Raw genomic sequence first — 22,130 nt, 5'->3', positions numbered from 1 at the left:
TATCAATCAATTACCAAAGTGCAACGCTATAGCTCACCAGCAGACGCACTTCATCGGCATCGCGAGCGGAGTAGTTGGAACGATAAGTGGCGTTACGCAGGCGTACGGCGACGTCCTTGAGCGCGCCGCTTTGTACAACATATTTGATCTCGGTGTTGCGCTCCCACTCCTTGCCTTCGTCACCGTTCTTGAGCTTGATGTTGTCACCGCTCAGGTAACGGCTCATGAAACTCAGGCCGGGGATGCCGAGTTTGGCGAAGTCATAGTCGTAGCGCGCTTGCCAGGAATGTTCTTCGGCGCCGGCAAAGTCGTTGATCTGCACGAAGTTGACCAGGTATGGGTCGGCGCCATCGACATACGGGAACGCACTGTCGCCGGACATGTGCTGGTAACCGGCGCTGAATTTATGCCCGCTCAAGGCATAACTCACCAGGCCGTTGAGGGATTTGTTGTCGATCTTGCCGCCCCGGGCCGCGCCCTGGTCGTCACTGATGGCCAGTCGCAGGTCGGTGCCGAACGTGCCCGGGCCGAATGGCTGCGAGGCAACGACGCCGAGGAAGTGCTGGTTATAGACTTCGTCGAGTTGCGCGAAGTGGTAGCTGCCGGTGATTTTGTCGGTGAACTTGTAGTCCACGCCGCCAAAGTCGAAGTGCTTGCCGGCGGCCGTGCCGGCAAAGCGGCTGTTCTTGTTGTTGAGGGCAATGTCCTCGAAATCGGTGCTGTCGCGGTCCTTGGCTTTCTCCAGGCGGCCACCGGTGAACGTCAGATTCTTGATCTCTTTGGAGGTCAGCAATCCGCCTTCAAAGGTCTGCGGCAGGATGCGTCCGTCGTTGGGCTTGAGGATCGGCAGTTCCGGAATCAGGCTGCCGATTTTCAGTTCGGTAGCGGAGATTTTCACTTTGCCGGTCAGGCCCAGTTTGGAGTACTCGTCGGCGGCGCGACCGTCATCATGAGTCGGCAACAGGCCGGTGCCGGTGCGGTCGGGGCTCGAATCGAGCTTGACCCCCAGCATGCCCAGCGCATCGACACCGAACCCCACGGTGCCGTCGGTGTAACCCGATTGCAGATTGAGCAGAAAGCCCTGGGCCCATTCGTCACGCTTGGATTGCTGGGCGCTGGTGCCGTCGCGAAAGTCGCGGTTGAAATACATGTTGCGGGTTTCGAGGGTTGCCGTACTGTCTTCGAAGAAAGCAGCCTGGCTCAACGGCGAAAAGCCGGCGAAGGCGGCGGCACTGGCAAGGGCGGTCTGGCTGAGGCGGGAAAAACGAACAGGCGGGCGAGCCTGAGGCTGCATGGACAGCATCGTGAAGTACTCCGTTATTGTTCTTATTGGCGAAAACGCTTCGAGGCGTTTTTCGTATTCGCTAGAGGCATTAGCGACGGCAGTTAAAACTGTCCGTGGCTGGACTCTAACCGGCCAACCTTTCGCTAACCTTTCAGCTGACTTTCACGGTTTTCGGGCTTCACAGCGGCGGATGCGGCTGTAAACTCCGCGGCAAAGAATGGCGTCGACCATCCCTGAATGAGGTAAAAAGCCATGCGTGTCCTGCTCGTCGAAGACCACCTGCAGCTCGCCGACAGTGTCGCCCAGGCGCTCAAGAGCACGGGTCTGACCGTGGATGTTTTGCACGACGGCGTGGCAGCCGACCTGGCCTTGAGCAGCGAGGAATACGCCATGGCGATCCTCGATGTCGGCCTGCCACGGATGGATGGTTTCGAAGTGCTGGCGCGTCTGCGGGCCCGGGGCAAGAACCTGCCGGTGTTGATGCTGACCGCCCGCAGCGACGTCAAGGACCGGGTCCACGGCCTGAACCTGGGCGCTGATGATTACCTGGCCAAGCCTTTCGAACTGACCGAACTTGAAGCCCGGGTCAAAGCCTTGCTGCGCCGCAGCGTGCTCGGCGGCGAACGGCAGCAGCGCTGCGGCGTGCTGGCCTATGACCTCGACACCCGACGCTTCACCCTCGGCGAAGAATTGCTCACCCTGACCTCACGCGAGCAGGCGGTGCTCGAAGCGCTGATCGCGCGTCCCGGTCGGGTGATGAGCAAGGAGCAACTGGCGTCCCAAGTGTTCGGCCTCGACGAAGAAGCCAGCCCCGACGCCATCGAAATCTACGTCCACCGTTTGCGCAAGAAACTCGACGGGCAACCGGTGGCGATCGTGACCTTCCGTGGCCTCGGCTATTTGCTGGAAAGCCGCGATGCATAAGCCGAGCAGCCTGCGCTGGCGGTTGTTGTGGAACCTGGCGTTGTTGCTGGTGGTGTTGATGTTGGCCAGTGGTTTAAGTGCGTACTGGAACGGTCGTGAAGCCGCCGACACGGCGTATGACCGGACCTTGCTGGCCTCGGCGCGGACCATCGCCGCCGGGGTTTCCCAGCGCGATGGCACCCTCAGCGCCGACGTGCCTTATGTGGCGCTTGATACCTTTGCCTACGACAGCGCCGGGCGAATCTTTTATCTGGTCAACGACATCCACCAGAACCTGATCTCCGGCTACGAAAACCTGCCGCCACCGCCGCCGGGTACGCCGCGCACCGATGACTATCCGGCGCTGGCGCGTTTCTACAACGCGGTCTATCGCGGGCAGAACGTACGCGTGGTGAGCCTGCTCAAGCCGGTGAGCGAGCCGAACATGAACGGCATGGCGGAAATCCGTGTCGCAGAAACCGACGAGGCGCGGGTCAGCATGGCGCGCAGTCTGGCGGCGGATACGCTGCTGCGCCTGGGGATGTTGGCGATTGGCGCGTTGTTGCTGGTGTGGTTTGCGGTGAGTGCGGCGCTGCGTCCGCTGGAACGTTTGCGCACGGCGGTGGAAGAGCGCCAGTCCGACGACCTGCGTCCCTTGCCGTTGGTAGAAGTGCAGCATGAACTGTGGCCATTGGTGCGGGCGCTCAATCACTTTACCGAGCGTCTGCGCGGGCAGTTCGAGCGTCAGGCGCAATTTATCGCCGATGCCGCCCATGAATTACGCACGCCGTTGGCGGCGCTCAAGGCGCGTCTTGAACTGGGCTTGCGCGCCAGCGAACCGGAAACCTGGCGCAGTACGTTGGAGACTGCCGCCCAGGGCACGGATCGCCTGACCCATCTGGCTAACCAGTTGCTGTCCCTGGCGCGGGTCGAAAATGGCGCGCGGGCGATTGCCGAGGGCGGCGCACAGTTGCTGGACTTGAGCCAGTTGGCTCGGGAACTGGGCATGGCCATGGCGCCATTGGCCCACGCTCGCGGCGTGGCACTGGCGCTGGAAGCCGACGAGCCGGTATGGCTGCGGGGCGAACCGACGTTGTTGAATGAATTGCTGAGCAATTTGGTGGATAACGCCCTGGCCCACACACCGCCGGGCGGCAATGTGATTCTGCGGGTGACGGCGCCGGCGGTGCTGGAGGTCGAGGACGATGGGCCGGGCATTCCCCTGGAAGAGCGCGATCGGGTGTTCGAACGCTTTTATCGGCGTAACCAGCAGGTCGCAGGTTCAGGGTTGGGCTTGGCGATTGTGGGGGAGATTTGTCGTGCGCATCTGGCACAGATCAGCCTTCACGATGGCGAGAAGGCGGGGTTGAAGGTTCGGGTGAGTTTTATTGCGGGGGAGTGAGGGTGTTTGTGCTGTCCTCTTCGCGGGCAAGCCTCGCTCCTACAGGGGGCACGTTGCATCTGTAGGAGCGAGGCTTGCCCGCGAAGGGCGCGACTCGGTCTCGGCTAATAAAACATCGACCGCGACTCTTCCAGCTCCCGGCACATCGCCTCGTTCTCTGGATCGATCCCCAGCTTCTTGAACGCCGGCACATTGAATGCATCGATGCGCGCCAGCGGGTGGTCGGTGCCCTTGTGGCAATACAGACTGGCGACTTGCACCAGATCGACATAATCAACCTTTACGGACTCACGCTTGAAGTCCAGATACTGCCCCGGCAACTTCACCAGCATCTCCGGAAACTCCCAGACGCTGAGCAATTTGTCGCCCAGCAGCGGATGAATGCGGTCGATCACATGATTGAGGCTGACCGGGTCCGAGAGCAGCTCATAGTGATCTTCGGCATACGTCAGGATCGGCAGTACACCAATCTGATGCACCAAACCGCCCAGTGCTGCCTGATCGGGTTTGAGTTGGGTGTAGCTGCGGCACAGGGCATAACTGACCCCGGCGATTTCCAGGCTTTTGCGCCAGACATCACGCATTTTCTGCTCTACCACCTCGGAGCTGGCATGGAAAATCTGCTCCATCACCAGCCCGATGGCCAGGTTGCTGCTGTAATTCACGCCCAGCCGGGTAATGGCGGTGTGCAGGTCGGTGACTTCCTGGGTCGCCCGCAGCAACGGACTGTTGACCACTTTGATCAGGCGCGCCGATAACGCGGTATCGCGGCCGATCACTTTACTCAGGGTGCTAACGCTGATTTCCGGATCTTCAGCAGCCTTGCGAATCTGCAGGGCCACTTCCGGTAATGTTGGCAGAACCAGGTCATCGTTATCGATGGCCTCAACCAAATCCTGTTGGACCTTATCCGCCAGCTCACTCATTTCTGTTCTCTAGGGTCTTGCATGAAAATACTGCGCTTAACGCTGGATTTCTTTATCGCGATCCAGCGCGTAGGGCAGGTCGAGCAGGTGCAGGGCAGGGCCTTCGAGCGCTGCCAGATGGATATCCCCCGACTCTGCAGCTTCGGCTTGCAGCACCGCCAGGAGTTCAATGTTTAGTTCGCCGCGTGCAGCCATCACCACTTCGCCGATGGCGCTACTGTGGCTCGGGGCAAACAGTTGCGTGCCGGGCTCAGGCAATTCATTGCCATCCAGTGTCAGGCGATACAAGCGACGCTTGAGTTTGCCCAGGTACTGCATGCGCGCGACGATTTCCTGGCCGGTGTAGCAGCCTTTCTTGAAACTCACGCCACCCACGGCTTGCAGGTTGAGCATCTGCGGGATGAACAGCTCGCGGGTGCTCGGCATGACCTGGCCGATCCCTGCGCGGATCTGGCCCAGCAGCCATTGATTCAACTCGCCTTCGGCCAGCAGGGCGGACAGCTTGCCCTTGATGGCATCGGCTTGATCGGCGGCGACCCACAGTTCGGCGCGCTCAGGCGATACACGAATGGCGATCAGCCCGTCGTTGCGCACAACGCTGTCGGTGTCGGCCGGCAACTCAAGACCGAGGCTGCGCAGTGCCGCATCGCCATGATCGAGGCCGAAGCGTACCCAGGCGGCGCTTTCGTCAGTTAGTTTGGATTTGGAGAACACTGCGTATTTTTTCAGGTCCGCCAGTTGCGGTTCCAGCAGCTCGGTGGCCATGGCCAGGAGCACGCCATCGCCTTGCAGCAGAATGCGGAAGCTCGACTGCATCCGGCCTTTCTGGGTGCAGCGGGCGCCGAGGCTGGCCTGGGTATCGCTCAGGTAATTGAGGTTGCAGGTCAGTTGGCCCTGCAGGAATTTACCGGCATCCGCGCCGCGGACCGCGAGAACGCCTTCGTGTGACAGGGTGCAGAAAAAAGCAGAATCGGCCATGGGTCATCGCAGGGTAAAGAGTCTGAGAGACATCATAAGGGGGCGCCCATGAAATGGGTAGTTCACAAAAGCTCGGGAGGTCCGACCAAAGCCGACTGTTCGCTCCGGCGTTGGGCTGTATACTTGCCGCCTATTTGAGGAGCGCTCCATGGTCGAAGATGTTGAACTGAATCGCCTCTACTGGCACAGCCGTCGCGGCATGCTTGAACTTGACGTGTTGCTGGTGCCGTTCGTGAAGGAGGTCTACCCGCACCTCAACGATGTCGACCGCGATTGCTACCGCAAGCTGCTCGAATGCGAAGATCAGGACATGTTCGGCTGGTTCATGGAACGCGCCGAATCAGAAGATCCGGAGCTTCAGCGCATGGTTCGCATGATCCTGGATCGTGTCCAGCCCAAGTAATGCGTTCGACTGCCGCTGGCATGCCTCTGGGCAGTTGCTGGCGGCGTATGTTCTGGCCCAGCTGTTCGCGCTGGGTTCGTTGTTTCTTCTTTCTATACCTGCCTGGGTTTGCGTGCTCGGCGTTGTGCTGTGCGCGGTTCATGGCTTTTGGGCGTTGCCGCGACAGATTCTGTTGACCCATCCGCAGGCGTTTCGCGGCTTGCGTCACGATGCCGATGGCTGGCAGGTATGGAGTCAGGCGCGAGGTTGGCAATCGGTGCAGCTGCGGCCGGACAGCCTGGCGCTACCGTTGGTCGTGGTGCTGCGGTTTCGCCTGCGGGGCGAGCGGCGGGTCAGGGCGATCTGCGTGCCCCGGGATTCGCAGGCGGCGGATGTGCACCGACGCCTGCGGGTCCGGCTGAGGTTCAGTCGACGTAGGTGGGCGGCACCAGAATAGTGTCCAGCGCCACCGGCAGCAGGTTCGGATAGTCGAGGGTGTAATGCAGGCCGCGACTTTCCTTGCGCTCCATCGCTGACCGAATCATCAACTCGGCCACCTGGGCCAGGTTGCGAAGTTCGATCAAATCCCGGCTGACCTTATAGTTGCTGTAGAACTCGTCGATTTCGTCCAGCAACAGGCGCACCCGGTGCTGGGCCCGTTGCAGGCGCTTGTTGGTGCGCACGATCCCGACGTAGTCCCACATGAATCGCCGCAGTTCATCCCAGTTATGCGCAATGATCACGTCTTCATCGGAGTCGGTCACCTGGCTGGCATCCCAGACGGGCAAGGCGATGGGGATCGACACCTGCGGCAACTGCTCAAGGATGTCCGCCGCAGCCGAACGCGCATAGACGAAACATTCCAGCAACGAGTTGCTGGCCATGCGGTTGGCGCCATGCAGGCCGGTGAAGCTGGTTTCGCCGATGGCGTACAGGCCCGGCACATCGGTGCGGCCCTGCTGATCGACCATCACGCCGCCACAGGTGTAGTGAGCCGCCGGCACCACCGGGATCGGTTGCTTGGTGATGTCGATGGAGAATTCGAGGCAACGTTCGTAGACCGTCGGGAAGTGCGTCTTGATGAACGCTTCGGGCTTGTGGCTGATGTCCAGATAGACGCAGTCGACGCCCAGGCGCTTCATTTCATGGTCGATGGCCCGGGCGACGATGTCCCGTGGCGCGAGTTCGGCCCGTGGGTCGAAGCGCTGCATGAAGCGGTCGCCATTAGGCAGCTTCAGGTGTGCACCTTCGCCGCGCAGGGCTTCGGTGATAAGGAAGCTCTTGGCTTGCGGGTGATACAGGCAAGTGGGGTGAAACTGGTTGAACTCCAGATTCGCCACCCGGCAGCCGGAACGCCAGGCCATGGCGATGCCGTCACCGCAGGCGCCGTCAGGGTTGCTGGTATAGAGGTAGACCTTGGCCGCGCCGCCGGACGCAAGGATCACGAAGCGGGCGCCGTAGGTGTCGACTTCGCCGCTGGCGCGATTGAGCACGTAGGCGCCGAGGCAGCGGTCGCCCTCCAGGCCCAGGCGCTTTTCGGTAATCAGGTCGACCGCGACCCGCTGTTCCAGCAATTCGATGTTAGGGCGTTTTTTCGCCTGATCGAGCAGCGTCCTGAAGATCGCCGCACCGGTGGCATCGGCGGCGTGGATGATGCGCCGATGACTGTGGCCGCCTTCACGGGTCAGGTGGAATTCGAAACCGCCGTCTTCGGTGCCGGACTGTTCATCGCGAGTAAAGGGAACGCCCTGGTCGATCAGCCATTGGATGGCTTCCTTGCTGTGCTCGACGGTAAAACGCACGGCATCTTCATGGCACAGGCCACCGCCGGCATTGAGCGTGTCATCGACGTGGGATTCAACGGTGTCGGTGTCATCCAGGACGGCAGCGACACCGCCCTGGGCCCAGAATGTCGAGCCGTTGGCGAGGTCGCCTTTGCTCAATACGGCGATGCGCAGGTGACCGGGCAAGGTCAGCGCAAGGCTCAAACCGGCAGCGCCGCTGCCAATGACCAGAACATCGTGTTGAAACTGTTGGCTCATTTCAGGATTCCGCTCAAAGCGACCCGGGTCGGGGTTGGCGCAAGACACCTGGGATCGGCGAGTCAGGCAGCCACACAGCCCACTAGTATATAGAGGGGGGGATCGGCACAATAGCCGGGCCACCATGGCATTGTGAAACTACAGTGACAGAAAAGACTGGACGCTTCGTCGGATGTTTTTTTCGCGGGTTCGGCGACAAGACGACTGTATCGAGGATTTAACACTCTTTTTCGCTTCACGGTTGCACAATGTCGGTTGCACCCGGCTATAAATATTTGGAACTTTTGCCAAGGGCCCAAGATCAATAGCGGGTTGCCTGAATCAAGGGACAGTGTCGGCTTCAGTGCGGGACCTGCGGTTTGGTCCTCGCCGGCGAACCGATGACAAGATTATTCGCGCAGCCGGGTTGTCCCGAGCTGCGCTTTTCGTGCGTGCCAAATCAGAGAGCCCGCAGGAAACTTGCTTGGAGGGGGAGAACTTTTGCGAAAAGCCCGAGTCTATGTTTGCAAGTCTGGTCGTTTAGTTATGCAAGCCTCCTTCGAGCTTATCGAGGAGTGTTCATGCTAACCCAGGAAGAGGATCAGCAGCTGGTTGAGCGCGTTCAACGCGGCGACAAGCGAGCTTTCGATCTGCTAGTGCTGAAATACCAGCACAAAATTCTCGGGTTGATCGTGCGTTTCGTGCACGACACCCATGAAGCCCAGGATGTCGCACAGGAAGCCTTTATCAAGGCGTACCGTGCACTTGGTAATTTCCGCGGAGACAGCGCGTTTTACACGTGGCTTTACCGCATCGCCATCAACACGGCGAAAAACTATCTGGTTTCACGCGGCCGTCGGCCGCCGGATAGTGATGTCAGTTCCGAAGACGCAGAGTTCTACGACGGCGATCATGGCCTCAAGGATCTCGAGTCGCCAGAACGCGCATTGCTGCGGGATGAGATCGAAGGCACCGTCCATCGAACCATCCAGCAACTTCCAGAAGATTTGCGTACGGCCTTAACTTTACGTGAATTCGATGGTCTGAGTTACGAGGACATTGCGGCAGTCATGCAATGCCCGGTGGGTACCGTGCGCTCCCGGATTTTCCGGGCTCGGGAAGCCATTGATAAAGCCCTGCAGCCGTTGTTGCAGGAAAACTGAGACAGCGGCGACAGCCAAGAGAGGAACGCCATGAGTCGTGAAGCCCTGCAGGAATCGCTGTCCGCAGTGATGGATAACGAAGCGGATGAGCTGGAATTGCGTCGGGTGCTTAATGCCTTTGACGATGTTGAAACCCGCGAAACCTGGGCTCGTTACCAGATCGCTCGGGCAGTCATGCATAAGGATCTGCTGCTTCCACGTCTGGACATCGCTGCGGCAGTCTCTGCTGCGCTGGAAGACGAAGCCGTCCCGGCCAAGGCATCTCGCGGTCCATGGCGCAGCCTGGGTCGTCTGGCCGTCGCTGCTTCGGTGACCGTTGCCGTATTGGCGGGTGTTCGTCTGTACAACCAGGACGAAATTGCCGGGGTCGAACTGGCTCAGCAATCCACGCAGTCCACTCTGGCCACTCCACAGGTCAAGGGTCCGGCTGTATTGGCAGGCTATAGTGAGAGTTCGGAAGCCACTGGCCCTATGGCCAACGGCGTATTGCAAGGTCAGCCGGGCTGGCACGATCAGCGTCTGCCAAGCTACTTGCGCCAACATGCTCAACAGGCTGCACTGAAAGGAACTGAGAGCGCTCTGCCTTACGCTCGTGCAGCAAGCCTGGAAAACCGCTAAGGAGGATCATGCGCGCCATACCTCTACTTTCGCTTCTGCTCAGTGGCTGGTTTGTTGTTCCAGCCCACGCCGATGAAGCCCAGAACTGGTTGACACGTCTGGGTCAGGCCGAGCAAACGCAAAGCTTTCACGGTACTTTTGTTTACGAGCGTAACGGTAGTTTTTCTACCCATAACATCTGGCACCGCGTCCAGGATGGCAAGGTCCGCGAGCGTTTACTCCAGCTCGACGGCTCGGCACAGGAAGTCGTGCGCATTGATGGGCATACTCAATGCGTCAGCGGCACCCTGATAGCAGGGCTGGGGGACACTCCCAACTCTGCCGCTCGTGCACTCGATCCACAAAAGCTCAAGAATTGGTACGACCTTGCCGTCATCGGCAAGTCGCGTGTGGCTGGGCGCGCGGCGGTGATTGTTTCACTGAGGCCGCGCGATCAGCATCGTTACGGTTTCGAGTTACACCTGGACAAGGAAACCGGCCTGCCCCTCAAGTCGTTGCTGCTCAATGACAAGGGTCAGTTGCTTGAGCGCTTCCAGTTCACGCAACTGGATACTGCCGATGTTCCGTCAGACAGCGATCTGCAGGCAGGTTCAGATTGCAAACCGCTAACCATCGAGCCTGACAAGGCTACGGCGCTTAAAACTGCCGAGGTCTGGCATTCTGACTGGTTGCCGCCAGGTTTTGAACTCAGCAGTAGTTCCTCGCGCAAAGACCCCGAGACCAAAACTCAAGTCAGCAGCCTGATGTACGACGATGGCCTGGCCCGTTTTTCAGTGTTCCTGGAACCGCTTAACGGCGCTACGGTGACCGATACGCGTACCCAGCTCGGTCCAACCGTTGCGGTTTCCCGACGCTTGACCACACCTCAAGGCGAGATGATGGTGACCGTGGTCGGTGAAATTCCCATCGGCACCGCCGAACGGATTGCGCTGTCCATGCGCTCCGACGCCACAACGGCCAAACAGTGAGCTGAACCGAAATGCTCATGGATCGACGATTTGATAGTGCGAGAGGTCAGCAATGCCCATCACGCCATTGAGATGTCGAAATGTTTGGTGAGCATTTCAAGTTGCAAATACCCCTGAATTTTTCTATAGGTCAGAGCCTCTCGGCTCTGGCCTTGTTTGTTGTTCCCGGAACAAAAATACCGGCGTATGGTTCCCGGTGTTCCTTGCTCCATATCGCTTAACCATGCTCGTCGTAACGGGAGCCGTATGTCGATACCACGCTTGAAGTCTTATCTTTCCATTTTTGCCACCGTGCTCGTGCTCGGCCAGGCGGTCTCTGCCCAAGCGGCCGAATTGCCTGACTTTACGCAACTGGTCGAACAAGCTTCGCCCGCGGTGGTGAACATCAGTACCACGCAAAAACTGCCGGATCGCAAAGTATCCGGCCAGATGCCGGACCTTGAAGGCTTGCCGCCAGCGCTGCGCGAGTTCTTCGAACGGGGCATGCCGCAACAGCGTTCGCCGCGTGGTGATCGTCAGCGCGAAGCCACGTCCCTGGGTTCGGGCTTCCTTATCTCGCCTGACGGCTACATCCTGACCAACAACCACGTTATCGCCGACGCCGACGAAATTCTCGTCCGCCTGGCCGACCGCAGTGAGCTGAAAGCCAAGCTGATCGGCACCGACCCGCGTTCCGACGTGGCACTGCTGAAAATCGAAGGCAAGGATCTGCCGGTGCTGAAACTCGGCAAATCCCAGGACCTGAAGGCCGGCCAGTGGGTTGTCGCCATCGGTTCGCCGTTCGGCTTTGACCACACCGTGACCCAAGGCATCGTCAGTGCTATCGGTCGCAGTCTGCCGAACGAAAACTATGTGCCGTTCATCCAGACCGACGTGCCGATCAATCCGGGCAACTCCGGTGGTCCGCTGTTCAACCTGAACGGTGAAGTGGTCGGGATCAACTCACAGATCTACACCCGCTCCGGCGGCTTCATGGGCGTGTCGTTCGCCATCCCGATCGACGTCGCGATGGACGTTTCCAATCAGCTGAAAAGCGGCGGCAAAGTCAGCCGTGGCTGGCTGGGTGTGGTGATCCAGGAAGTGAACAAGGATCTGGCCGAGTCGTTTGGCCTGGAGAAACCGGCCGGTGCGCTGGTCGCACAGATCCAGGATGACGGCCCGGCTGCCAAGGGTGGCCTGCAAGTAGGCGACGTGATCCTGAGCATGAACGGTCAACCGATCATCATGTCTGCTGACCTGCCGCATCTGGTCGGCGCGCTGAAGGCGGGTGCCAAGGCCAATCTTGAAGTTGTCCGCGAGGGCAAGCGCAAGAATGTCGAGCTGACCGTCGGCACCATCCCGGACGAAGGTAAAGAGCTGGATGGTCTGGCGAAATCCGGTGTCGAGAGCAGCAGCAACCGCTTGGGCGTTTCTGTGACCGAGCTGACCGATGAGCAGAAGAAAACCTACGACCTCAAGGGCGGTGTGGTGATCAAGGACGTCGAGGACGGTCCTGCTTCGCTGATTGGCTTGCAGCCTGGCGATGTCATTACGCATCTGAACAATCAGGCGATTGGCTCCACCAAGGAGTTCACCGAGATTGCCAAGGCGCTGCCGAAGAACCGTTCGGTGTCGATGCGGGTCTTGCGTCAAGGTCGTGCCAGCTTCATCACCTTTAAACTGGCTGAATAAACCGGTTGTTGGCTGAATAAAAAACCGCCTCGAAAGAGGCGGTTTTTTTATGCCTGAAGCTTTTAGCCCATCATGTCCTTGATCATCCGCTCCTGTTCCATTAGCTCCCGTTGCCGGGCATCGATGCGCGATGACAACGGGAAGTTGCCGCCCGCCTTGCGCTTGGCAAAGTCCAGTTGCTGAATGGCCTGTCGGTAATCGCCGACCAGCGCGAAGTATTCGGCGCGAGCCTGATGCAGTCCAATGATGTTGCCCGACAGGCCGCGAGTCTCCGCCACCATGTACCAGACATCCGGATCGTCCGGGCGAGCCTTGAGCAGGTTTTCCAGGGCCTTTTCCGCATCGGCGGTACGGTTCTGTTTGAGCAGCAGGTCGACTCGCACCTGATTCAGTGGGTAGTTGCCCGGAAACTGGGTCAGCAAGCGGTCGACCCGGGACTGCGCGTCCGGCAGGCGATTGTTGGTGATGTCCAGATCGACCTGGGCCAGGTTGTAGATAATCTCGTTTGGCGCCGTGGCCAGCAATTGCTTGAGATTTTCCCGGGCTTCATTCAACTGGCCGCCCTTGATCTGGGCGATGGCCAGGCCGTAGCGAGCGACATCGTTTTTCGGGTTTTCATCGAGCTGCGCGCGAAAGCGTTTGGCGCCCAGGCCTGGAGTTTCTTCGTATACCAACTGCACCCGCGCGCGAATCAGCTGGTAGCGCTTGCTGTCTTCGATGCCGCCCGCTTTGGCCTGTTCGGCACGGTTGCGGGTGTCGGCGATTCGCGATTCGGTGACCGGGTGAGTCAGCAGGAATTCTGGTGGCTTGGCGTCAAAGCGATACTGACGCATCAAGCGCTCGAACATGTTCGGCATCGAGCGCGGATCGTAGCCGGCTTTTTCCAGATTGAGGATGCCGATCCGGTCGGCTTCCTGCTCGTTCTGGCGCGAGAAACGGCGTTGTTCCTGAATGGCGGCTGCCTGTGTGCCGGCAATGGTCGCGATCCCGGCGTCACCGGCGCCGGCGGCGGCAATCACGATCCCGGCCAGCAACGCCGCCATCATCGGCACTTGCATGCGCTGCGAGGCTTCCACGCCACGGGCGAAGTGGCGTTGCGACAAGTGAGCCAATTCGTGGGCCAGTACCGACGCGTATTCGCCCTCGGTCTGGGCATTGAGGAACAAACCGCCGTTGACCCCGATGATCCCGCCGGGCGCGGCAAAGGCGTTGAGCTGCGGGCTGTTGATCAGGATGAACTCCAGGCGCCGGTCAGTGACCTGGCTGGTTTCCACCAGCTTATAGACGCTGGATTCGACATAATCCTTGAGCTGCGGGTCATTGAGCTGCGAGACCTGGCTGCGCAACATCGCCAGCCACGCGCGGCCCAACTGGTATTCCTGTTGCGGCGAGACAATGGCAGAACTGGCATCACCGAGTGACGGCAGGTCGTCGGCGAAGCCTGGTGAGGCGAGCAGGCAAGCGAGCGTCAGCAGGGTAGGGCGCAAAAAAGTCATGCACAAAGCCTTAGTCGACAAAGACCTTACTGTAGCCGGACACCGGGCTTCGGACCAGATATTCTAGGCCGCTCAACCACCTGACCCGGAGTGATGCAATGATTGACGCGGTAGCCCATGACGTTGAGCTGGACGCCAGTGGCCTGAATTGTCCGTTGCCATTGCTCAAGGCCAAGCTGGAGCTCAATCGGATGGCCAGCGGCGCGGTCCTCAAGGTGATTGCTACGGACGCGGGCTCCCAGCGCGACTTCCGCACCTTTGCCCGGTTGGCCGGTCATACGCTGCTGCGTGAAGAAGATGAGGCGGGCGTGTACCGCTATTGGTTGAAAAAGGCCTGAAACCGGCTGCGTTCGTTACTAAGGATTATTGATGTTCAAAGTGTTACGCGACTGGATTCAGCGCTACTTCTCCGATGAAGAAGCCGTGGTACTGGCGGTCCTGCTGATCCTGGGCTTCACCGCCGTGCTCACTTTGGGCGGCATGCTTGCGCCGGTGCTGGCCGGGATGGTGCTGGCGTATCTGATGCAAGGGCTGGTCGTCACCCTTGAGCGTTTGCGCGTGCCCGGTGGCGCGGCGGTGGGGCTGGTCTTCGCGTTGTTCATGGGCCTGTTGCTGGTGTTCATCGTGGTCGTCGTGCCGTTGCTCTGGCATCAATTGATCACGTTGTTCAACGAACTGCCCGGCATGCTCGCCAAGTGGCAGTCGCTGCTGTTGCTGCTACCTGAACGCTACCCGCATCTGGTATCCGACGAGCAGGTGCTGCAAGCCATCGAAGTGGCCCGGGGCGAGATTGGCAAGTTTGGCCAGTGGGCGCTGACCTTCTCGTTGTCGAGCCTGCCGCTGCTGGTCAACATCATGATCTACCTGGTGCTGGTGCCGATCCTGGTGTTCTTCTTCCTGAAGGATCGGGAAATGATCGGGCAATGGGTTCGCGGCTACCTGCCGCGTGAACGGGCGCTGATTACCCGCGTTGCCCATGAGATGAACCGGCAGATTGCCAATTACATTCGCGGCAAGGTCATCGAAATTTTCATTTGCGGTGGCGTGACCTACATCGGTTTCGTCGTTCTGGGACTCAACTATGCGGCGCTGTTGGCGTTGCTGGTGGGCGTTTCGGTGGTGGTGCCTTATGTCGGCGCCGTAGTGGTCACCGTGCCGGTCATGCTGATTGCGTTGTTCCAGTGGGGCTGGAGTGATCAGTTCATCTACCTGATGGCGGTCTACGGGATCATTCAGACCCTGGACGGCAACGTGCTGGTGCCGCTGCTGTTCTCGGAGGCGGTCAACCTGCACCCGGTGGCAATCATCTGCGCGGTATTGTTGTTTGGCGGTTTGTGGGGCTTCTGGGGGGTGTTCTTTGCGATTCCCCTGGCGACGCTGTTCAAGGCTGTGCTTGATGCGTGGCCGCGCAAGGAACCGGTGGTGGCGCCGTTGCTTTAGATTTCAATCTTGAGGACCTCTTCGCGGGCAAGCCTCGCTCCTACAGACTTGCGTCGTTCCCGATCTGGCGAACGGCGCAAACCCTGTAGGAGCGAGGCTTGCCCGCGAAGGCGCCGGAACAGGCGCCAATAAAATCAGGCCTTATTCAGGGCCTGAGCGGCAGCCAGAACCGCATCCACATGCCCCGGCACCTTCACACCGCGCCATTCCTGACGCAGCACACCATCCTTGTCGATCAGGAACGTGCTGCGATCAACGCCCATGTATTCCTTGCCATAGAGCTTTTTCAGCTTGATCACATCGAAAAGTTGGCACAGCGCTTCTTCCTTGTCGCTGATCAGCTCGAAGGTGAATGCCTGCTTGGCCTTGAAGTTCTCGTGGGATTTCAGGCTGTCGCGGGACACGCCGAAAACTTCGGTGTTGGCGGCTTTAAAGGCCTCCAGCTGATCGCGAAAACCCTGGCCCTGGGTCGTGCAGCCCGGGGTGCTGTCCTTCGGATAGAAGTAAATCACCACTTGCTTGCCTTTGAGGCTGGCGAGGCTGACGGTCTGCCCGCTGGTGGCGGGTGCTTCGAAGTCGGTAACCGGTTGGTCGATAGCAACGGCCATTAAAGCTTCCTTACATTGGGTTTTGTGGGCGCCACGGTTCGATCAGGGCGTCCAGGTTCAGCGCGTCGGCGAAATCCAGGAACTGATCGCGCAGCCAGCTGATTTGCACGCCGGCCGGCAGCGTCACGGTAAACGTGGCGTTAAGCATGGTGCCGCCGGTTTGTGGCGCCTGATACGTGTCGCAGGTCAGGTTTTCCAGCTCGACGTTGTGGTCCATGAAGAACTGGCACAACTCGTTGATGATGTCCGAGCGGTAGGCCGAGCTGACATAGGCGACGTAAGGCAGGGCCTGTGGACGGTTCTCTAAAGCCGCGCTGCGCACCACGTTGACCGTGAAGGCGTGCTTCTTGGCGAGGATCGGCAGGCTGCCTTCCAGGCGGGCCAGGGCGTCCCAGCTGCCGGAGATCTCGAGGATCAGGGCACTGCACTCGCCATGACGGGTCAGGCGAGAAGTGACCACGGCGCAGCGGTTTTCATGGCTGGCGCGGCACAGGACGTTAGTCAGCTCCATGGGGTTGGCGCCGAGGGCACTGATGACAAGGAATTGTTCGCGAACTGTGGGGGTGGACATGCAGCATTCCTAAAGCGATGAGCGGTCGATACTTCTACGGGCTTTTTTTACCGGGGGCGACCCTGCGCAGACGAATTCAGAAAACCCGAGCCGAAGGTTGCAACGTGCTCCGCAGTGGCGGGAGCGAGGGGTGGCAACGCTGGATCGGGGCTTGTGATGCCGAAAATGGAGGCTGGAACCCGGCGTAAGAGCTTATCAGTACCGATCAAAGTCTGAAGGGTAGCGAAAAGCGGCGCCAAGGGGAATGGCAGCAGCGCAGTACTTCGCTTGTACAAGCATCTTGGCGCCAGTACCATTACGGCTCTCTTTTTCCGGCAGGAGCGGTTGCATGATTGCGGGCAGTATGGTGGCACTGGTCACACCCATGGATGCACAAGGTCGTCTCGACTGGGACAGCCTGAGCAAACTGGTGGACTTTCACCTGCAAAACGGCACCCACGCGATCGTGGCGGTCGGCACTACAGGTGAATCGGCCACGCTAGACGTGAACGAACACATCGAAGTGATTCGTTACGTGGTCAAGCAGGTTGCAGGGCGCATCCCGGTCATCGCCGGTACCGGTGCGAACTCGACACGCGAAGCCATCGAGCTGACCACCAACGCCAAGAGCGCCGGCGCCGACGCCTGCCTGCTGGTCACACCTTATTACAACAAGCCGACCCAGGAAGGCCTGTACCAGCACTTCAAGGCCATCGCCGAAGCCGTCGATATCCCGCAGATCCTATATAACGTGCCTGGCCGCACCGCGTGCGACATGCAGGCCGAGACCGTGATCCGCCTGTCGACCGTGAAAAACATCATCGGTATCAAGGAAGCCACCGGCGACCTGGGTCGTGCCAAAGCGATCATCGACGGTGTCAGCAAAGACTTCCTGGTGATCTCCGGTGACGACGCCACGGCTGTCGAGCTGATCCTGCTGGGCGGCAAAGGCAACATCTCGGTGACCGCCAACGTCGCCCCGCGTGACATGGCCGACCTGTGCAACGCCGCGCTCAAGGGCGACGCCGTGACTGCTCGGGCCATCCACGAAAAGCTGATGCCGCTCAACAAGACCCTGTTTATCGAATCCAACCCTATCCCCGTGAAATGGGCACTGCATGAAATGGGCTTGATGCCGGACGGTATCCGTCTGCCGCTCACCTGGCTCAGCGCTGCCTGTCACGAACCGCTGCGGCAGGCCATGCGCCAGTCCGGCGTCCTGGTTTAATTGAGGAAGTACTACGCATGAAGCGATTGGCCGGACTTTCCGCACTTGCCTTGATTATCTCCAGCACCAGTGGCTGCGGATGGATCTGGGGCCCGGAAGGTTACTTCCGTGACCGTGGTAGCGATTACCTGGAAGCGCAACAGACTGCACCAATGCAACTGCCACCGGATGTCCAGACCGCCAAACGTCTGGATCCGCTGTTGCCGATCCCGCGTAACGTGGCCGACGACACCGCCAAGGGCGAATACATCGTGCCACGTCCGCAGCCGCTGTCGGCCGTTGCTGACGCCAGCGACTACACCCTGCAGAAAAGCGGTGACTCGAGCTGGGTCATGGGTCAACACCCACCGGCCGAAGCCTGGCCTGTGGCCGTGCAATTCTTCCAGGACAACGGTTTCCGCCTGGACGAACAACGCCCGCAAACCGGCGAATTCACCACCACCTGGCAGCATTCCGACGAACTGTCCGCGGCCATGGCCAAGCGCCTGAGCGCGGCCGGCGTCAGTGCGGACAGCGAAACCCGCGTGCGGGTCCGCATCGAGCCAGGCGTGCAGCGCAACACCAGTGAAATCTACGTGGTCAGCGCCCAGCGCCCGGCCGGCAGTACCGCCGACGTCGACTTCACCAACCGTTCGGTCAACACTGGCCTCGACGCTGCACTGGTCGACGACATGCTCGCAAGCATGAGCCGCACGGCCGAGAAGGGCGGTTCGGTCTCGATGCTGGCTTCCCAGGACTCCGATAAGCCAAGTCGTGTCAGCCTGAGCGAAGACGGCAGCGGCAACCCGATCCTGAACGTCGGTCCGGACCTGGATCGTGCCTGGTCGAGCGTCGGTCGCGCGCTGGAACAGGGCGAGTGGCGCGTTGAAGACATCAACCGCAGCCTGGGCCTGTACTACATCAACCTGTCGGAAAAAGCCGAGAAGAAAGACGAGAAGCCTGGCTTCTTCAGCAGCCTGTTCGGCAGTGCGCCGACCAAGGAAGAAGTTGAAGCCCGTGCCGAGCGTTATCAGGTTCGCCTGAGCAAGGTTGGCGAGAACGTCCAGGTCACCGTCGAGAAAAACATCAACACCGTGGCGCCGGCAGAAGTGGCGCGCAAAGTGTTGAGCGTGATTCAGGACAACCTGGGCTGATCACATGCGTTTTGCCGTTCTCGGCAGCGGTAGCCAAGGGAATGGCACGCTGATAGCCAGCGCTGACACGTATGTGCTGGTGGATTGTGGTTTCTCCCTGCGGGAAACCGAAAAACGCCTGCTGCGCCTGGGTGTAAACCCGGCGCAGTTGAGCGCGATACTCGTGACCCACGAACATGCCGACCACGTGCATGGCGTGGGTTTGCTGTCTCGGCGCTACAATCTGCCTGTCTACCTCAGTCGCGGCACCCTGCGCGGGATGCGCAAACCGATCGAACCCGCGGGCTTCCTGGCTGGCGGCGAGCAATTGCAAATCGGCGCCCTGAACATCGAAGTCATTGCCGTGGCCCACGATGCACAAGAGCCGACGCAATACGTATTCAATGACGGTGAGCGACGCTTCGGCCTGCTGACCGACCTGGGCTCGTATTGCAACAAGGTGCTGGACGGCTATCGGGACCTCGATGCGTTGATGATCGAGTCCAACCATTGCCGTGACATGCTGGCTCGCGGTCACTACCCCTACTTCCTGAAGCAGCGGGTGGGCGGTGAACTGGGACATTTGAACAACCACCAGGCGGCATTCCTGGTGTCCGAGTTGGGCTGGCAAGGCCTGCAACACCTGGTCCTGGCCCATCTGAGCAGCAAGAACAACCTGCCGCAGCTGGCCCGGCAATGTTTTGTCGACACCCTCGGGTGCGACCCGGACTGGCTGCAACTGGCCGATCAAGATTCAGGGCTCGACTGGCGACACATCGCCTAGCCCACCTACTTAGCAAGCGGAGCCCATCATGGAAAAACGTGAAGAACTCTACCGCGGCAAAGCCAAATCGGTTTTCAAGACCGACGACGCTGACCGCTTGATCCTGCTGTTTCGCAACGACACCTCGGCGTTCGACGGCAAGCGCATCGAACAGCTCGACCGTAAGGGCATGGTGAACAACAAGTTCAACGCCTTCATCATGCAGAAACTCGAAGCAGCCGGCGTGCCGACTCAATTCGACAAACTGCTGGGCGACAACGAATGCCTGGTGAAAAAACTCGACATGATCCCGGTCGAGTGCGTCGTGCGTAACTACGCCGCGGGCAGCCTGGTCAAGCGTCTGGGCGTTGAAGAGGGCATGAAGCTCAACCCTTACACCTTCGAGCTGTTCCTGAAGGACGACGCCAAGGGCGACCCGTTCATCAACGAATCCCACGTCGTGGCGTTCGGTTGGGGCACCGCCGAGCAACTGGTTCGCATGAAAGAACTGTCGCTCAAGGTCAACGAAGTCCTGAGCAAACTGTTCGATGACGCTGGTCTGCTGCTGGTCGACTTCAAACTCGAATTCGGCGTGTTCTCCGACGGCTCCATCGTCCTGGGCGACGAATTCAGCCCGGACGGCTGCCGCCTGTGGGACAAGGCCACCGGCAAGAAAATGGACAAGGACCGCTTCCGCCAGGGCCTCGGTGACGTCATCGAAGCCTACGAAGAAGTCGCCAATCGTCTGGGCGTACCGCTTTAATCGACGCAAGCATCTGATAGCACGGAAAAAATTTGCTTAGGGGGGTTCGCTTCCTGCGAAAGTGTTGTTATGATGCGCGCCGTTGGAGAGATGCCAGAGTGGCCGAATGGGACGGATTCGAAATCCGTTGTACCTTCACCGGTACCTAGGGTTCGAATCCCTATCTCTCCGCCATTATTTGAAAACCCCGTAAGTTTCTGACTTACGGGGTTTTTTTGTGTCCGTTGATTAGAGCTCCTGTTAGCTCGTATTAGCGCGTTTGAGTGAGTACCTGAACCGCGCAGTGCGATGCTCTCGGCTCAATGGAGAGACGTAGTACTCCCAGCATTACGACTCGTGACGCTGTGATGGGGTGCTCATTTCAAAATAATGATCAGGTTTCTTGGCTGGAAAAAAGGAGAGTTTCCTGTGTTTGAATTTAGCGGAATATTTATTGTGGTGTTTGTAATCTGGCGTATAACGAAGCGACTAATAGTTGGCAGAGTAAGTAAAAAATTATCCAAATCGGTATCTATTGCGGTCAAGCAGGACGAAGAATCCAAGCGCGATGCGTGAAACTTGGATTGCTATGAAAAAAACAACCCTGAGTTTGAATCTCTTGAAGTACATGAGCAACACGGGTTTTTAATTATTATGCTCTATCAAAGTTTAAAGTCCGAGTCAGGTGCAGACTATAATGAAGGTGATGACGGCTCCCAAAGCTTTCGAGGATACAAAAGCGTTAGCCATGAACTAGGCGTTCCTGGCGACTTATTTCAAAGTGTCTTCTTGGATAATATTGAAGAGCTAAAGCGATTCATGTGCGAAATTGATAGATCGGGACAACCTCACCACAATAAATCGCTCGAAACGCGTATGGCGGTGGCGGTTAGCTTACTTAAGCCCGCATTTGAAGATTGATTGCGATTCCTAAACATCCCTGGGATTGAAGGTCATAGTCTGACAATCCCAATCTCTGCGCCATTATTGGACAAGACGAAGCCCCCGTAATAATTGCTGATTACGGGGGCTTTTTCGTTTCTAAGATGTTTTTCCGGGCAAATTTAGCGCTTGATCAGCGAGATCTTTGTTCCTTCAATACTGACCCCGGCCATTAACCCCTGTTGGTCGAAGATGAATGCGTATGCGTCATCTTTCAGCGTCGAGCTGGACAAGTTTTTCGCAACCCCTTCATCAACCACAACAACGGTTGGCCCTACACCGATTTCCCAGCCCTTGGTCTCGCGGACGTAATTCACCGCTTTGTCGGTCATCAGGAAAACCGCGTAGCCGTAAGACTGAGCTCCTGCTTGCAGCCCCCATGAGCCGGTGACGGAGTTGTAATAACCCTGTACTTGCTTGCCCTTCAGTAATACGCCTTCGCCATAGCTACCGCCGAACACCAGGCCCGCCTTGATGATCTTCGGGAAGACCAGAATTGCCTTGGCATTGTGCGCGATGGTTTCTGCGAAAGGAGTGGCTTTGTAGAGCGTTTGCAGCGCTTGTCGAGAGTCTGTATTCAGATCCTCGGCAGTGGCCGCACTTACATTGTTCAGGATGCTTACCGACGCCAATGAGGCTGTGGCGAGGAAGATTGACAGGAAGAACCGCATTGACCGAGTCATATCCGTACTCCGATAAGGGAGCATTGGAGGGGATCAGCAGCCCGCACCTGCATCAAACAGCAACGAGTCAACTGAACGTTATCCGGCGCGCCCTAAAATGGGTGAATCGCAAGCTTCGCTCTTGAATAAACAGGCGCAGGGCCTTTTGTTCCGTCACGATGCCGTCACTGGTTATGACCCCCGAGCAAGGGCTGGGTTCGTAGTGGCGATGTGTAGGGCAAAGTCGGGGCAAAAGCCCCGTAGTTGAAT

General features: G+C 58.9%; 23 protein-coding genes and 1 tRNA gene. 16 read left to right on the top strand and 8 right to left on the bottom strand.

All coding sequences use genetic code 11. The features are described from left to right. Positions 1–10: 10 nt before the first annotated feature. Positions 11–1,303, bottom strand: a complete 1,293-nt coding sequence (locus tag HKK52_RS13295) for an OprD family porin (protein WP_169371192.1) — start codon at positions 1,301–1,303, stop codon at positions 11–13. A gap of 234 nt (positions 1,304–1,537) precedes the next feature. Here HKK52_RS13295 and HKK52_RS13290 point away from each other — a divergent pair, with 234 nt between their 5' ends. Next, positions 1,538–2,209: a response regulator gene (locus HKK52_RS13290; protein WP_133837442.1), complete on the top strand. Its 672-nt coding sequence runs from the start codon at positions 1,538–1,540 to the stop codon at positions 2,207–2,209. Then, a complete protein-coding gene (locus tag HKK52_RS13285) occupies positions 2,202–3,590 on the top strand; it encodes a sensor histidine kinase (RefSeq protein ID WP_169371191.1) in 1,389 nt (462 codons plus the stop codon). Before HKK52_RS13290 ends, HKK52_RS13285 begins: the two co-directional genes overlap by 8 nt. A 104-nt stretch (positions 3,591–3,694) precedes the next feature. Here HKK52_RS13285 and HKK52_RS13280 read toward each other — a convergent pair whose 3' ends face one another. Both HKK52_RS13280 and ygfZ read right to left on the bottom strand, forming a co-directional pair. Continuing rightward, on the bottom strand, positions 3,695–4,516 hold the full coding sequence (locus HKK52_RS13280; RefSeq protein ID WP_169371190.1) for an HDOD domain-containing protein: 822 nt from the start codon (positions 4,514–4,516) through the stop codon (positions 3,695–3,697). 36 nt (positions 4,517–4,552) lie between these two features. Then, the gene (gene ygfZ, locus HKK52_RS13275) at positions 4,553–5,494 is read right to left on the bottom strand and encodes a CAF17-like 4Fe-4S cluster assembly/insertion protein YgfZ (RefSeq protein WP_169371189.1); all 942 of its coding nucleotides are present in this window, start codon (positions 5,492–5,494) and stop codon (positions 4,553–4,555) included. A 148-nt stretch (positions 5,495–5,642) separates the two neighbouring features. Between ygfZ and HKK52_RS13270 the strand changes: the two genes are divergently transcribed. Both HKK52_RS13270 and HKK52_RS13265 read left to right on the top strand, forming a co-directional pair. Further along, a complete protein-coding gene (locus HKK52_RS13270) occupies positions 5,643–5,897 on the top strand; it encodes an FAD assembly factor SdhE (protein WP_007944081.1) in 255 nt (84 codons plus the stop codon). Further along, complete coding sequence (locus HKK52_RS13265) at positions 5,881–6,333, top strand: protein YgfX (RefSeq protein WP_169371188.1); 453 nt, start codon at positions 5,881–5,883, stop codon at positions 6,331–6,333. Before HKK52_RS13270 ends, HKK52_RS13265 begins: the two co-directional genes overlap by 17 nt. Here the strand turns inward: HKK52_RS13265 and nadB are convergent. Continuing rightward, on the bottom strand, positions 6,302–7,918 hold the full coding sequence (gene nadB / locus HKK52_RS13260) for an L-aspartate oxidase (RefSeq protein WP_169371187.1): 1,617 nt from the start codon (positions 7,916–7,918) through the stop codon (positions 6,302–6,304). The two genes, HKK52_RS13265 and nadB, sit on opposite strands and share 32 nt — an antisense overlap. A 560-nt stretch (positions 7,919–8,478) precedes the next feature. Here nadB and rpoE point away from each other — a divergent pair. The 4 genes from rpoE to HKK52_RS13240 all read left to right on the top strand — a co-directional run bounded on the left by rpoE (position 8,479) and on the right by HKK52_RS13240 (position 12,317). Continuing rightward, positions 8,479–9,060, top strand: coding sequence for an RNA polymerase sigma factor RpoE (rpoE, locus tag HKK52_RS13255; RefSeq protein ID WP_007944079.1), 582 nt, complete (start codon positions 8,479–8,481; stop codon positions 9,058–9,060). A 30-nt stretch (positions 9,061–9,090) separates the two neighbouring features. Next, positions 9,091–9,678, top strand: a complete 588-nt coding sequence (locus tag HKK52_RS13250; protein WP_169371186.1) for a sigma-E factor negative regulatory protein — start codon at positions 9,091–9,093, stop codon at positions 9,676–9,678. Between the two features lie 8 nt (positions 9,679–9,686). Continuing rightward, positions 9,687–10,646 carry a MucB/RseB C-terminal domain-containing protein gene (locus HKK52_RS13245; protein ID WP_169371185.1) on the top strand — a complete coding sequence of 320 codons (960 nt, stop codon included), beginning with the start codon at positions 9,687–9,689 and terminating at the stop codon, positions 10,644–10,646. 246 nt (positions 10,647–10,892) lie between these two features. After that, positions 10,893–12,317 carry a DegQ family serine endoprotease gene (locus tag HKK52_RS13240; protein ID WP_169371184.1) on the top strand — a complete coding sequence of 475 codons (1,425 nt, stop codon included), beginning with the start codon at positions 10,893–10,895 and terminating at the stop codon, positions 12,315–12,317. A gap of 62 nt (positions 12,318–12,379) precedes the next feature. Here the strand turns inward: HKK52_RS13240 and HKK52_RS13235 are convergent, their stop codons facing one another. Next, on the bottom strand, positions 12,380–13,813 hold the full coding sequence (locus HKK52_RS13235) for a M48 family metalloprotease (RefSeq protein WP_169371183.1): 1,434 nt from the start codon (positions 13,811–13,813) through the stop codon (positions 12,380–12,382). Between the two features lie 98 nt (positions 13,814–13,911). Here HKK52_RS13235 and HKK52_RS13230 point away from each other — a divergent pair, with 98 nt between their 5' ends. Together HKK52_RS13230 and HKK52_RS13225 are read left to right on the top strand one after the other, a co-directional pair. Beyond that, positions 13,912–14,151, top strand: a complete 240-nt coding sequence (locus HKK52_RS13230; RefSeq protein ID WP_169371182.1) for a sulfurtransferase TusA family protein — start codon at positions 13,912–13,914, stop codon at positions 14,149–14,151. Between the two features lie 31 nt (positions 14,152–14,182). After that, the gene (locus HKK52_RS13225; RefSeq protein ID WP_169371181.1) at positions 14,183–15,253 is read left to right on the top strand and encodes an AI-2E family transporter; all 1,071 of its coding nucleotides are present in this window, start codon (positions 14,183–14,185) and stop codon (positions 15,251–15,253) included. A 134-nt stretch (positions 15,254–15,387) separates the two neighbouring features. On the opposite strand, the gene HKK52_RS13220 is transcribed toward HKK52_RS13225, so the two are convergent. Together HKK52_RS13220 and HKK52_RS13215 are read right to left on the bottom strand one after the other, a co-directional pair. After that, entirely contained in the window at positions 15,388–15,861 is a 474-nt protein-coding gene (locus HKK52_RS13220) for a peroxiredoxin (RefSeq protein WP_163908935.1), read from the bottom strand. A 10-nt stretch (positions 15,862–15,871) separates the two neighbouring features. Continuing rightward, positions 15,872–16,432 carry a glycine cleavage system protein R gene (locus tag HKK52_RS13215; protein ID WP_054046705.1) on the bottom strand — a complete coding sequence of 187 codons (561 nt, stop codon included), beginning with the start codon at positions 16,430–16,432 and terminating at the stop codon, positions 15,872–15,874. Positions 16,433–16,760: 328 nt separating this feature from the next. On the opposite strand from HKK52_RS13215, the gene dapA reads away from it, so the two are divergent. The 6 genes from dapA to HKK52_RS13185 all read left to right on the top strand — a co-directional run bounded on the left by dapA (position 16,761) and on the right by HKK52_RS13185 (position 21,177). Then, complete coding sequence (gene dapA, locus HKK52_RS13210) at positions 16,761–17,639, top strand: 4-hydroxy-tetrahydrodipicolinate synthase (RefSeq protein ID WP_169371180.1); 879 nt, start codon at positions 16,761–16,763, stop codon at positions 17,637–17,639. Positions 17,640–17,656: 17 nt separating this feature from the next. Further along, on the top strand, positions 17,657–18,772 hold the full coding sequence (gene bamC, locus HKK52_RS13205; protein WP_169371179.1) for an outer membrane protein assembly factor BamC: 1,116 nt from the start codon (positions 17,657–17,659) through the stop codon (positions 18,770–18,772). Positions 18,773–18,776: 4 nt separating this feature from the next. Then, positions 18,777–19,535 (top strand): MBL fold metallo-hydrolase, encoded by a 759-nt coding sequence (locus HKK52_RS13200; protein ID WP_123406244.1) that lies wholly within the window; start codon positions 18,777–18,779, stop codon positions 19,533–19,535. Between the two features lie 28 nt (positions 19,536–19,563). Further along, positions 19,564–20,277, top strand: a complete 714-nt coding sequence (gene purC / locus HKK52_RS13195) for a phosphoribosylaminoimidazolesuccinocarboxamide synthase (protein WP_008034929.1) — start codon at positions 19,564–19,566, stop codon at positions 20,275–20,277. Between the two features lie 84 nt (positions 20,278–20,361). Next, positions 20,362–20,451 (top strand) — tRNA-Ser (locus tag HKK52_RS13190). 384 nt (positions 20,452–20,835) lie between these two features. Next, positions 20,836–21,177 carry a hypothetical protein gene (locus tag HKK52_RS13185; protein ID WP_169371178.1) on the top strand — a complete coding sequence of 114 codons (342 nt, stop codon included), beginning with the start codon at positions 20,836–20,838 and terminating at the stop codon, positions 21,175–21,177. Between the two features lie 143 nt (positions 21,178–21,320). On the opposite strand, the gene HKK52_RS13180 is transcribed toward HKK52_RS13185, so the two are convergent. Further along, positions 21,321–21,881, bottom strand: coding sequence for a YSC84-related protein (locus HKK52_RS13180; protein ID WP_169371177.1), 561 nt, complete (start codon positions 21,879–21,881; stop codon positions 21,321–21,323). Positions 21,882–22,130 lie beyond the last annotated feature (249 nt).

This window comes from Pseudomonas sp. ADAK2 (genome assembly GCF_012935755.1).
GTDB lineage: Bacteria > Pseudomonadota > Gammaproteobacteria > Pseudomonadales > Pseudomonadaceae > Aquipseudomonas.
This window is presented reverse-complemented; position numbering and strand designations above follow the sequence as displayed.